Origin of the sequence: Xenorhabdus griffiniae, from assembly GCF_037265215.1 — a bacterium.
GTDB classification, from domain to species: Bacteria; Pseudomonadota; Gammaproteobacteria; order Enterobacterales; family Enterobacteriaceae; genus Xenorhabdus; species Xenorhabdus griffiniae.
In genome coordinates, this window is sequence record NZ_CP147737.1 from 4418054 (window position 1) to 4431157 (window position 13104).

At 42.5% G+C, this 13104-nt stretch carries 6 protein-coding genes, 3 tRNA genes and 2 pseudogenes; 2 read left to right on the plus strand and 9 right to left on the minus strand.

Annotation, left to right across the window (positions count from 1 at the left end; all coding sequences use genetic code 11):
- Positions 1-17: 17 nt before the first annotated feature.
- Complete coding sequence (gene amiB / locus WDV75_RS20160) at positions 18-1325, minus strand: N-acetylmuramoyl-L-alanine amidase AmiB (protein WP_420497514.1); 1308 nt, start codon at positions 1323-1325, stop codon at positions 18-20.
- A gap of 14 nt (positions 1326-1339) precedes the next feature.
- A complete protein-coding gene (gene tsaE / locus WDV75_RS20165) occupies positions 1340-1804 on the minus strand; it encodes a tRNA (adenosine(37)-N6)-threonylcarbamoyltransferase complex ATPase subunit type 1 TsaE (RefSeq protein ID WP_273559282.1) in 465 nt (154 codons plus the stop codon).
- Positions 1805-2010: 206 nt separating this feature from the next.
- Between tsaE and queG the strand changes: the two genes are divergently transcribed.
- Entirely contained in the window at positions 2011-3168 is a 1158-nt protein-coding gene (gene queG, locus WDV75_RS20170; protein ID WP_273559284.1) for a tRNA epoxyqueuosine(34) reductase QueG, read from the plus strand.
- A gap of 542 nt (positions 3169-3710) precedes the next feature.
- Here queG and WDV75_RS20175 read toward each other — a convergent pair.
- From WDV75_RS20175 to WDV75_RS20190, 4 genes and pseudogenes are all read right to left on the minus strand, one after another.
- Positions 3711-5144, minus strand: coding sequence for a 4-hydroxyphenylacetate 3-hydroxylase family protein (locus tag WDV75_RS20175; RefSeq protein WP_273559286.1), 1434 nt, complete (start codon positions 5142-5144; stop codon positions 3711-3713).
- Between the two features lie 729 nt (positions 5145-5873).
- Positions 5874-7274: pseudogene (locus WDV75_RS20180) on the minus strand (tryptophanase).
- Positions 7275-7871: 597 nt separating this feature from the next.
- Positions 7872-7961 (minus strand): annotated as a pseudogene (locus WDV75_RS22255) (IS1 family transposase); the annotation flags it as partial.
- A 159-nt stretch (positions 7962-8120) separates the two neighbouring features.
- Positions 8121-8196: transfer RNA gene (locus tag WDV75_RS20190), tRNA-Gly, on the minus strand.
- 382 nt (positions 8197-8578) lie between these two features.
- On the opposite strand from WDV75_RS20190, the gene WDV75_RS20195 reads away from it, so the two are divergent.
- Positions 8579-11941, plus strand: a complete 3363-nt coding sequence (locus WDV75_RS20195; RefSeq protein ID WP_273559290.1) for an indolepyruvate ferredoxin oxidoreductase family protein — start codon at positions 8579-8581, stop codon at positions 11939-11941.
- Positions 11942-12038: 97 nt separating this feature from the next.
- Here the strand turns inward: WDV75_RS20195 and WDV75_RS20200 are convergent.
- The 3 genes from WDV75_RS20200 to orn all read right to left on the minus strand — a co-directional run bounded on the left by WDV75_RS20200 (position 12039) and on the right by orn (position 13007).
- A tRNA-Gly gene (locus WDV75_RS20200) sits at positions 12039-12114 on the minus strand.
- Between the two features lie 54 nt (positions 12115-12168).
- Positions 12169-12244 (minus strand) — tRNA-Gly (locus WDV75_RS20205).
- A 217-nt stretch (positions 12245-12461) separates the two neighbouring features.
- Positions 12462-13007 (minus strand): oligoribonuclease, encoded by a 546-nt coding sequence (gene orn, locus WDV75_RS20210; RefSeq protein ID WP_273559292.1) that lies wholly within the window; start codon positions 13005-13007, stop codon positions 12462-12464.
- Positions 13008-13104 lie beyond the last annotated feature (97 nt).

Sequence of the window (13104 nt, forward strand, 5' to 3'; positions counted from 1 at the left end):
TGATAGGCTATATTTGGTTACTTTGGTGCAGACTGCAATGGATTAGCCAGAAAATAGTGACGTAATCCCGCATGAATAGCCTGTGCCAGTTTTTCCTGATACTGACTGGAGCCTAATAACGTTTCTTCAGATACGTTACTGATAAAACCGGTTTCCACTAAAATGGACGGAATATCCGGCGAGCGCAAAACACCAAGGCTTGCATGTTCTGGTGTACGTTTATGCAAGGAACCAATTCTGGATAACTGATTCAATACCTGCATGGCAACGTCATAGCCAACCCGCTGTGAATGCCCAAATTGCAAATCCAGCACGGCCTTACTCAGATACGGATCTGTGCCATTGGCGAGAGCATCGCCGGCACCGCCCAGTAATTCCGATTGTTTTTCATGCTGCTCCAACCAATTCCCCAATTCACTGTTTGCACGACGGTTGGAGAGCACCCAGACAGAAGCACCTCTGGCACTGCGGTTGGGAGCGGCATCGGCATGAATTGATACCAGTATATTGGCTTTATGTTTACGGGCGACTTCAGAGCGTCCTGCCACAGAGATAAAATAATCGCCATTTCGCGTCAACACAGGCGTGAACATGGGATCGTTACGCAAAAGGACTTCCAATTTACGAGCAACATTAATCGTGACATTTTTTTCTTTCAACCCCCGTTGCCCAATCGCTCCAGGATCTTGCCCTCCATGCCCCGCGTCAATAGCAACAACAATCGGATGAGATACTCTTCCTTGCGCAAACTGCTTTTTCACACTTTGCTCACGGTGGTTCGATGCTGGCTGAGTCTCTTTTCCTGTAAGTTGTGCATTACTTGTAAGTAATCGCTTACTTTCATTTTGTAGGGCATGATGATTCGATACAGGTGAGTTTTTCGCTACTCCATGGGCTTTCAGTGTCATCACCACTTGCGATTTATTGCCGACATTTTGCACCGTAGAGGTCACTGTGGCCTTATGTACCAACTCCAACACCACCCGCTGATGATGTGAATCAGGTGGCTGGCTGGAGCGAACCCGCTTTACCAGATTCTGGCCGGATAAAAGCATCGGTAATCCAATGACTTTACCGGATTGGCGAATGTCTACCACCAACCGTTCAGGAGAATGCAAAGAAAAGAACCGATAATCAGGATGCCCGCCAGCGAATTCCAGCGTTACTACAGCCTCAGCTGGAGCATTCTTCACATGAATATTCGACAGCGTAGCCGCCGACGCTGTCGTCATAACCAACTGGCTTAACATGAAAAACAAAACACAGGCCATTACCCAATAGGCTCGCCATTTTTTTATCACATCCACGAAAAAGGCATTCATCATGGTCGGGTATTCCTTCATAAGGACTTCAAATTATCCAACAGACTTTCACCATATTCAGATAACGCAACAAAACGTGCCTGGCGCCCTTCACTGTCATAACTCAGGTACAACTCAATATCTGCATCAGGCAAAACGCCAGTACCCTGTTGAGGCCACTCCACCAGACAAATAGAGTCCTGATGGAAATAATCCCGAATTCCCATAAATTCCAGCTCTTCAGGATCAGCCAGACGGTAAAGATCAAAATGGTAGACAGGCCGTGGTTGTAAGGCATAAGGCTCGACTAACGTATAAGTCGGACTCTTCACATGCCCCTGATGGCCGAGAGCTTGCAGAAAACCACGGCTGAATGTGGTTTTTCCCGCACCAAGATCGCCATATAGATAAATAACATAGCCGCGATCGCCAACTGCCGCCACTGCATTACCCAATGCAACTGTGGCATTTTCATTTGGAAGTGATAAAACGAGTTCTTTCATTGAAAAATATCTGTTTTGATTGATTGAATGAGAAACTAATCAGGTAGACATATCAGTTAAATAGCTTAACCCGTAACCATAACATAATTCAGACATTATCATTTAGTCTCTTCTGTGCTACCGTAACAACTATATACCGCATTTTTTGTATTCAATTCCCGCTGTGTTAAGCTAAACCTCCTCTTTCAGCAGTAATTTGATATTTCATGGCAACCCTCCTCGATCTGAATCTTTTGGCAACCAACATCAAACAATGGGGCCTTTCCCTCGGCTTCCAGCAAGTCGGCATTTGTGACACCGATTTATCGGCAGAAGAACCAAAGCTACAGGAATGGCTTGATAAGCAATATCATGGCGAAATGGACTGGATGGCTCGTCACGGCATGATGCGCGCCCGTCCCCACGAGCTTCTGCCAGGGACTTTACGGGTTATCAGTGTACGCATGAATTATCTGCCTGCTAAGGCAGCATTTGCCAGTACGCTTAACAATCCACAAATGGGTTATATTAGCCGCTATTCGTTGGGCCGAGACTATCATAAGCTGCTGCGTCAGCGTCTCAAAAAGCTGGGCGACAAGATCCAAGAATATTGCAGCACTCATGAATATCAGGGAACTTTGAATTTTCGACCTTTTGTCGATTCCGCTCCGATTATGGAACGTCCCCTGGCAGAAAAAGCGGGGCTTGGCTGGGTTGGTAAACACTCACTTATATTAAATCGTGAATCTGGCTCGTGGTTTTTCCTTGGTGAATTACTGATTAATCTTCCCCTGCCCATTGATATTCCACAAGAGGAACAATGCGGACGCTGCGTAGCCTGCATGACAACTTGTCCAACCGGTGCCATTGTTGAGCCTTACACCATTGATGCCCGACGCTGCATCTCTTATCTGACCATTGAATTAGAAGGTGCCATCCCAGAAGAATTTCGCCCACTGATGGGTAACCGGATTTATGGCTGCGATGATTGCCAGCTTATTTGCCCCTGGAACCGTTTTTCTCAATTAACAGATGAAGCTGACTTTAGCCCACGTGCCGCACTGCACACCCCTGACCTGCTAGAACTATTCAATTGGAGCGAGGAAAAATTTCTGCGTATCACGGAAGGCTCGGCAATTCGCCGTATTGGATATTTGCGCTGGTTACGTAACATTTCCGTCGCCCTGGGTAATGCCCCGTATCAAGACGACATCGTGTTAGCATTGGAAAAAAGGTTCGGCTTAAGCGAAGTTTTGGATGAACATATCCACTGGGCGATAAGCCAACAAATGATCCGTCGGAATGCTAACGCTATTGAGGTGCAAACCTCACAACAAAAACGATTGATACGAGCAATAACCAAAGGCTTACCTAGAGACGCCTAATAATTAACCACCTAAATTTTTGGTAAAAAAAACCGTTCATTTCCTTGTGAATAAAATAAAAATACTATGCTGATCAACTAACAAACAGAGAATAGATGTTGATCATGTTATTTTTAAATTAGGTTAATTACTTTAATTAATCAATAAGTTAAGTTTGAACTGTTGTTATGAATGATAAGTCAAAAAAAGCAAACACAAAGATGCCTCCTGTGGATAACTCTGTGTAACAAGTAGAGTATCATCAGGTGACTAAATAGGGTGATAATGTTAAAAACTGTGGATAAAAAACAAGAATTGAGTTCTAGTCACGCACACCAGAAATCAGCAGCAAAATAATAGCCCACTCATCCATTCTAGACGCTAGTGGAGAAATTTTCCTCTACCCACTCAAAAATGAGGCGGCATTATGGACCTGTTGGAGCAGGATAGCAAGCGCTTTATCAACAATTTATTTTGGGTGGAGTTTGCAATAAGTGCCAACATTCCACGCTGGCACTTTTCCTTATTCATTTTCCTTACTGACTACGCCTTCATGCCCCAAATTAAAGTATTCTTATCTTCTCCACCAATGCTCTGGACGCTTCCCAATCGTACTGATTGTAAAGACGTCCTAACGTCTGATAAGGGGCTCCCGCATAAAACAACTCATATTGGAGATGCCTTGAAGCAAACTCTGATCCAACCGCATCCCACACTAACTTCATCAACCTGACTCTTTCGACAGGAGTAGCAATTGACGAATATTGGGTTTTCTCAATGATGCCTAAAATTTCGCTATTTTCTAAATCTGCCTCACTTGATGGCAACATCAAAATGCCACCACCAGCTAATTTCCTTATTGTTTCTAATACCTTGGGATATATTGACTGCGAGATAACCCGATAGGTATAAAGCAGTGTTTTATCCGGTATATAAAACCCGTTATAAACTTTGGGACAATGGAACACGCTATTGAAAAGCCCTTCGACATTCATTGCATAGCAAGCTAACTGTGCAAGTGATTCCTTCACTGCAGGGATCTGCTCAACACCGTTTGTTTCAGCCATCGCCTGAGCCAGGCCAGCCAAAAAATGCAACTTAACAGCGTAACGAGCCAAGCTTTGGGTATCCATCATCACTTCTGTTGCCGTTGAGTCTAACTGCGTGAGGCACATTTCAATGTCTTCGAAGACAAATACCCTTTCCCAAGGTACCAGCACATCATCAAAATAGATCATTGAATCATTTTCATCGAACCGAGACGATAGTGGATAATCCTTGGGATTTGCCCCTAACTCGTAAGATTTTCTTGAAATGATTTTGATGCCTTTGGTATTAAGTGGCAAAGCGAAAGAAAGTGCATATCGCTCATCAATGCCCTGTTTAAAGGGATAATGTGTACCAACCAAAACTTCATCTGCCAGAGCAGCCCCTGTTGCCAACATTTTTGCCCCTCTGACAACAATTCCCTTAGCATTCTTTTCCACTACACCAAGAGTGTGGTAAATATTCTTAGTATGCTCACCAGGTGTTTTTGAACGGTCGCCTTGTGGGTTAATCAATGCATAAGTCAAATAAAGATCTTTCTCACTCGCATAGGAAAAATAATTTCGCAAAGCATCGGCCCGTTCTTGTGAATAAGATTCAAATAACTCAATATGCGTTATCATTCCGGTAAGCGCCGATGCGACATAATCAGGGCTTCTTCCAAGCCAACCCACTGTCTGTTTAGCCCATTCATATACAGCCTGACCACGAGCAATTAATTTTTCCGGTGTAGATGGTAATTGCCAATACAGGCCAATCTGCTCGCCTGTTTCGGTCTTAAAAGTCATCTTATCGGCATGTTCAACTTTATAATCATATAAGTTTGCAACCGATCTAATGGCATTCTTAAACGCTGGATGATCCACATGATTAATGATCTTCTCCCCATTAATAAAAATGGTTCGGCCATCACGCAAATCATCAAGATATCTTTCTCCAGTTCTTATCATCTTTTTTATACTCCTATCGCTAAATAAGTTTTCATCATACTGAGAGTATTAGATGTTGGAGTTCCTTATCCCGCGCTCCGCGCGGGATAAGGAATACTCCTGCCATTTTGAAACGCTCTTTAGCTACGATTTTTAAAAGGTTAAGAAAAGAGTTTTTTTAATCAGCACCAGCGATGAGTATACGAAGATAATTGCCCCTATTTAGAACGAGCATAACGACAATCCAGATATTAAATATCGCAAAGAGCAAGAATCTATGAATGCCATGAAAACCTACTTGCAATTATTCTACAGGCGCAGGATTTCAATGGGGAACATTACCTTTCCAGTGCTAACAAAAAACTTTACTTTTCAATGCACTGAAATATTCCTGTGAATTAACCAGAAAAGCGACATCAAATTCTAACGCTACTGTGATAATGAATAATATACCAATCATATTTCAAGATGCGTCTTACATTTCCCCGCGTAATGGGGAAATGTAAACAATCACATTGATTTGTAAGCTGTGGCTTGAAATTCATTAGGTATAGATGGATTAGCTTAATTAACGAAAGTTATTTTTTTAAGACATAATTATTAAATCCACTTAATAATATAAGGAAATAATTCCAGTATCTAAATAAGATACATCACGATATTATTTGAGCTATATACCAATCTAACTTCAAGATGCGTGTGATTTTTCCCTATGCAGAATACATTGTACTTTGCATTCTTAACACCTCATCAACGTTCAATTTCCCTGAAACGAGCGGTAAATTGTCTTAATATTTTGGGTTCATATTCAAATTCAAGCGGTTTTAACATGTCAGCTTTTTTAACAACATCAATAAGTGAGTCAGCGACATAATTCATATGATTATCAGTATAAGTTCGGCGCGGGATAGTTAATCTCATAAATTCAAATAATGAAGGTTCCTGCTGTCCTGTGATGGGATCTCTTCCCATCATTAATGAGCCTATTTCGACTGCTCTGACGCCGCTTTCTAAATACAAGGCATTACAAAGAACTTGAGCAGGGAAGTTTTCCGGTTTAATATCAGGCAATATTTTACGCGCATCAACAAATACAGCATGTCCCCCAACAGGAGTTTGGATAGGAATACCTGATTGTTGTAATTTATGTCCCAAATATTCAACTTGAGCTATTCGACTGCGTAAATGATCTTCATTCAGTGCTTCCTGCAATCCAATGGCCATTGCTGCCATATCACGTCCTGCCAACCCTCCATATGTTATGAATCCTTCCATTGGGACGCACCTTGTCTGAGCTTGTCTAAATAAAGATTCATTATTACGGAAGCAACATAAGCCTCCAATATTCACCATACCATCTTTCTTTGCAGACATAGTGAATATATCCGCCTCACTAAACATTTCTTTAACTATCTTGGAGATGCTTTCGTGAGAAAACTGGCTATCCCTTTGTTTAATAAAATAGGCATTTTCTGCAAATCGAGCAGCATCAATAATAACTGGAATACCAGAATCACGCGCCATTCTGGCAGCAGAGTGAATATTCTCCATAGAAATTGGTTGTCCCCCCACACTATTACATGTAATTGTAATAATGATGGCAACAATATTCTTGCAATTATGTTTGATTTCATTGGACAATTTATTTAAATCAAAATTACCTTTCCAATCATCCACAATTTCTGTTTGCAAGGAAGAAGCACAAATTAAGTTCTTAGCTTTGGCTCCGGCTATCTCTACATGGGCTTTTGTTGTATCAAAATGGTGATTAGATAAAAAGACAGGCTCAGAAGCACCTTTTTCTTTCGCTAATTCCACAAGTAATGGAAATAGTATTTGTTCCGCTCCTCGGCCTTAATGCACAGGGATTGTATATTGAAAATCAAATAATTGCTCAACAGTCTGTGATAATAGATAATAACTCTTACTACCAGCATAAGCTTCATCACCTAAAAACATATTGGCCCATTGCCGATCGCTCATAGCACCTGTTCCACTATCGGTGAGTAGATCAATAAATACATCTTCTGATTTTAAAATAAAGGGATTTAATCCGGCTTCTATCAATGCATTTTTACGTTGAGCTTTGGTTGTCATTCTAATTGTTTCAACCATTTTAATACGCCAGGGTTCTGGGATAGATCTCGACATAACTTTTTACCTCAGATAATGATTACTATTAAGATGTTATTGCCACATGAATAAATACGACTTCAGGACAGAAATTTGCTCATCACTAAGATCAATTTTTTTATTTTTATTCAAAAGATACGCATTAAACGTCAAGTTGCAATTTACAACATTCTATGAAACCTGATTTCTCCCCTCGCTTCGCGGGAAGAAATAACACGCATCTTGAAGTTAGATTGGTATATGTTTGATTATGTTCAAACCACGATCACCATATTTATGAATATATTCTTTGACATACTCTATTGAATCTGAAATAAATGATATATCAAATTATAATATTCCCCTAACAATTAATAATGATATAAATAGGTTTTCATAATACTGAGAGTATCAGATGTTGGAGTTCCTTATCCCGCACGCCTCGCGGGATAAGGAATACTCCTACCATTTTGAAACGCTATTTATACGCATTACCTTTCAAGCTGCTCATTATAAGACAACATAACTCATTGTTTCTCCCCGCTTCGCGATGAGAAACAATATGCATTTTGAAGTGAGATGGGTATAAACAGAATACTCTCTTTCGATAAAAGTCCCGATGACTTTGTCACACAGTCATGCATTTCCGATGAGGTATTTATCTGTGGGCAACAAGTTGTAAGCCTTGAATTTATCGGTACACCAAAAAGCAACTTTAAAGTGCGAACGACAGCATTAATACTGATTGAATACACAACCCTGTTCATCAATAGCCAACTTTGAAGGAACGCCGTCATACGATGATCTAGCCCAACAGTCTGTTTAGTAAATTACACTTGTAGACATCAATATTTTTATGGAAAGAAGATAACAAATGGAGGAAATTGGAGCGGGAAACGAGACTCGAACTCGCGACCCCAACCTTGGCAAGGTTGTGCTCTACCAACTGAGCTATTCCCGCGTCGCTGACAGCTAATATTATTAGCTTGAGATGCCTGAATACTGATTTTGAAGACCGGTAACCTTATGAGTTACAGGAAATTCTTAAACCCTGAATATCAGGAATGGGCGCCATTATGAACGCCTTCAGATAAGATGGCAAGTCCTTTGCTTTACTTCCGAGTTAAACGCTCAAAAGATATTCACCCCAGTTTGACATCAAAAATCCCTACCGTAACCCCAACAGTTATCTGGAATACCAAACAGCACGGAGTTAACATTAAATAAACAATTAACCAACATCTAATAAGGTTTATGCTTGTCCTAACGATTTTGTGGAAATAGATTAACAACAATTTTCGTTGTTAATTAGATAATTATTCTCTTAAGAGAGGGTCAGGAACATGGCTCGATATTATCAATCTAAATTTGTCACGGGTAATGAGGCGCTGGTTGACCTTCTACTCGCTCAAGCTGAGTTGGATGAAATTCACAATCTCAACACAGCGGGATTCGTTTCAGGTTATCGTGGCTCTCCTTTAGCCCGCTTAGATCAAACATTATGGCAACACAGCAAAGCACTTATCCAAGCTAACATTCGTTTTCAACCAGCCGTTAATGAAGATCTCGCAGCCGATGCGCTGATAGGTACACAAAAAGTCGAAACAGATCCAGACCGACAGGTTAACGGCGTTTTTGGTATGTGGTACGGCAAAGGGCCAGGTGTCGATCGTTCCGGTGATGCACTTAAACATGGCAATGCCTACGGCTCCTCACCAACCGGTGGTGTACTGGTTATCGTCGGCGACGATCACGGTTGTGTCTCTTCTTCCATGTCTCACCAATCTGATCTCGCGATGATGGCATGGAGTATGCCTGTTTTGCATCCAGCATCAGTTGCCGATTATATGAGTGTCGGTTTATGGGGCTGGGCGGCATCACGTGTCAGCGGCGCATGGTTTGGCTTTAAAGCAATCAGTGAAGTTGTGGAAAGCGGTGCCGTCAGAGAAAGCAAACCATTCCCTGATTATAAAATTCCCCACGTTGATCCTGGCCCCGATGGGTTACATTGGCGCTGGCCGGATCTTCCAGGCCCACAAATTGAAAAGCGCCTGGCCTATAAACTAAAAGCCGTCGAAGAGTTTGCTAAACTAAACCCCATTGATTACCTGCTCGCTCCCTGCGAACAGCCACAGGCTTTATTGGTAACGGTTGGCAAAGCCCATAAGGATGTTATGGAAGCCCTGCGTATCGGAGGCCTTAGGCCTTCTGATCTGGCCCAACAAGGCGTCGCTTTTCTCCATGTCCGGTTAGTTTATCCTTTATCACCACTTCTCAGCGAACTTGCTACCCAAGTCAGTCATATTTTTATTATTGAAGAAAAAGCCGCCATCGTTGAGATGCTGCTGGCTCATCAATTAGTTAAGTTACAGAAAATGACCAATCTGATAGGTAAGCATAACCAGCTTGGTCAGAGGTTATTACCTACTGATGTTGAACTACGCCCTTCACGGGTTGCCGCCCCACTTTCTGGATGGTTACAACAATTCAATTTATTTCTCTCCGTGCCACCCGAATGGTCAACGACTACCATTCAGCACGATGTAACTTTACCTAAACGCACACCGTATTTTTGCGCCGGATGCCCTCATAGCACGTCAACTCGCTTGCCAGACGGTAGCCAAGCTCAGCCTGGTATTGGATGCCATGTTATGGCTACGTGGATGGATCGCAATACCGGAAACGGCCTCTTGCCAATGGGGGGAGAAGGCGTCGACTGGATAGGACACTCTCCATTTGTCAATCGTTCCCATGTCTTTCAAAATCTGGGCGATGGCACCTATTTCCATTCTGGTCACTTAGCCATTCGCCAATCAGTCGCCGCAGGAAGCCACATTACTTACAAATTGCTGTTCAATGATGCTGTGGCAATGACAGGTGGGCAACCGCTGGATGGGAATATCACCCTATCGCAAATTGTTTCTTTAATGATTGCTGAAGGTGTGAAAGAAGTGGTTGTCGTGACGGATGACATGGATAAGTACAAAAACCGCCTTCCTGCCGAGGTAAAGATCTATGAACGAGATTATCTGGAAGATGTACAAAAACGTCTTCGAGATATCGTTGGCGTAACGGTACTTATCTACGATCAAGCCTGTGCCACAGAACTCCGTCGTAAAAGGAAACGGGGGTTAGCGCCAAAAGTGACACGGCGTGCCGTCATCAATGAATTGGTCTGTGAGGGATGTGGCGACTGTCAAATACAATCAAATTGCCTCGCCGTCATTCCAGTCAAAACGCCTTTAGGCACTAAACGCAAGATAGACCAACACGTCTGCAACACAGATCTGTCCTGTCTGAAAGGATTCTGCCCCAGCTTTATCACTGTCGAAAATGCCAACCCACGTGCAGATCTCAGTAAGATCATCACACAGACTGAGTTAGATAAAATTATCCACAAACTACCTCAGCCAACACTGGCTTCTGCTAAAACACCTTATGAAATCCTATTAGTCGGTATCGGTGGTACAGGTATCGTCACCGCAGGGCACCTACTGGCAAATGCTGCACACTTAGATAACTGCTTTGTGAGTCTGCTCAATTTTACCGGATTTGCGCAAAAAGGCGGGGAAGCCATAACCCATGTTCGGCTATGTCATAACAAGGATACACTGCACCAAGTCAGGATTGATCGCGGACGTGCTAATCTGGTTATCGCCGCTGATTTAGTGGCTGCCACCGGGCAAAACGCACTGGAAGTGATGTCAAGGGGATCAACAAAATGCATATTGAACACTCATGAAACCCAAATCGGTACGATGCTTCGCTCCCCTATGCTGGATTTGGATCACCCTAAAATGTTAGATATCCTGAATCAACATACACAGACATTACTCCCCATTGATGCAGAAATAATGGCGACTCATCTGGTCGGTGACAAAGACCAAATCAATATCATATTAATGGGTTATGCCTGGCAGCTCGGCAAACTGCCAATCACGCTATCTGCTATCAACAATGCCATGCAAGAACTAGGGGCCTCAGCGGATAATGCCCGACGAGCTTTCTGTATAGGCCGCATCGCGGCAGTACAACCCGAAATACTGCAAAAACACCTTAATATTATGCCGCAAGAAAATATAAAAAGTCTGGACGATCTCATCATGCATCGGTATCAATTGCTGGTTGATTATCAAAATGAAAGATATGCGATGCGTTATCTCAGCCGTATTGCCCAGGTTCAAATGGTGGCTCAGCAGATCGACGCAGAAGAAATTACTCAATCCGTTGCGAAAAACTTATTCAAGTTAATGGCGTATAAAGATGAATATGAAGTCGCCCGACTCTACGTTAAAACCGGTTTTTTCGATAAGCTCCGCTCGCAATTTGATAATACAGATACCATCCGTTTTCACCTTAGCCTTCCTCTCTTTAATCGCAAAGATCCCCGTACAGGCCAACGTGGAAAAAAAGAATATGGTGCGTGGATCGTTCCTGTATTGCGCTTTCTTGCCGCATGTAAATCACTACGTGGTACTGTTTTCGATATTTTTGGCTATCAGGAAGAGCGTAAACAGGAAAGAAATTTGCTGCTTGAGTATGAGCGATTAATTGATTTTTTAATCGAAAACATGGAGCGCAATAATCTGGCAACTTGCCTGCAACTCGCCGAACTGCCTGATCAAGTACGTGGTTTTGGTCATGTGAAACAAAAAGCGATGAAAAGCATGTTGGAAAGTAAAGAAGCGTTGTTGAAAACGTTATAAAATAAGTTGGTAATTTATTCTCTTATAACGAAAAAAGGGCCTGATGGCCCTTTTTTCTATGACTTGCAGACTTTTATCACATCTACAGTCCTGAATTTGGAGCGGGAAACGAGACTCGAACTCGCGACCCCAACCTTGGCAAGGTTGTGCTCTACCAACTGAGCTATTCCCGCATTTTGTGTGGCTTGCATTAAGCCTGACTTGGCATACCCGAATAAATTCTAATTTGGAGCGGGAAACGAGACTCGAACTCGCGACCCCAACCTTGGCAAGGTTGTGCTCTACCAACTGAGCTATTCCCGCATATATTCTGGTATATCGTACGGTTGAAATTCTTCACCGGTACGGGGAGCGCATTATACGAGAAATTATTCCTCTGGCAAGTCCCACAACACAAAAAATTGTATTTTTCCTCTGATTGATGATTAAACCAGCAAACAATCCGCTTAACCACCAATGCAGAGATTGATTTACGTACAAATCTTATATCAAATACCGCTCTTTACTTTTGGGCCACATTTTATTTCTGGATAAAATGTTCGCGGTAATACACCAATTCAGCAATGGATTCCCGAATATCATCCAAGGCCTGATGGGTATTTTTCTTACTAAGTCCCGACAACATTTCAGGTTTCCAACGACGGGCCAATTCTTTCAGGGTACTGACGTCCAAGTAACGGTAGTGAAAATACTTTTCTAACTCTGGCATATAGCGAAACAGGAAACGACGATCTTGCCCCACGCTATTGCCACAAATAGGTGATTTTCCTGCCGGCACCCATTGTTCCAGAAAAGCAATGGTTGCTTTTTCAGCTTGCGCATCACCAAACTGGCTCTGCTTTACACGTTCAACTAATCCACTCGCAGTATGCGTCCGCACATTCCATTCATCCATTAATGCCAATTGCGCATCCGGCTGATGAACCGCAATTACAGGCCCTTCTGCAAGGATATTCAATTCCGAATCGGTGACAATAGTCGCAATTTCAATTATGCGATCGCGCTCGGGATCTAGGCCCGTCATCTCTAAATCTATCCAGATAAGATTGTTCTCACTTTTTGACATGATATATCCTAGTTTCCTTCAAAAGAGGTAGTCTGTATCTGTGAAGTATCATAACGTTTTTGATCACTCACAGCGATGATCAGCAAGATAGATGAAA

Coding starts and splice junctions, on each gene's coding strand:
- amiB (WP_420497514.1), bottom strand. CDS start 1,325: ATGATGAATGCCTTTTTCGTGGATGTGATAAAAAAATGGCGAGCCTAT.
- tsaE (WP_273559282.1), bottom strand. CDS start 1,804: ATGAAAGAACTCGTTTTATCACTTCCAAATGAAAATGCCACAGTTGCA.
- queG (WP_273559284.1), top strand. CDS start 2,011: ATGGCAACCCTCCTCGATCTGAATCTTTTGGCAACCAACATCAAACAA.
- WDV75_RS20175 (WP_273559286.1), bottom strand. CDS start 5,144: ATGATAAGAACTGGAGAAAGATATCTTGATGATTTGCGTGATGGCCGA.
- WDV75_RS20195 (WP_273559290.1), top strand. CDS start 8,579: ATGGCTCGATATTATCAATCTAAATTTGTCACGGGTAATGAGGCGCTG.
- orn (WP_273559292.1), bottom strand. CDS start 13,007: ATGTCAAAAAGTGAGAACAATCTTATCTGGATAGATTTAGAGATGACG.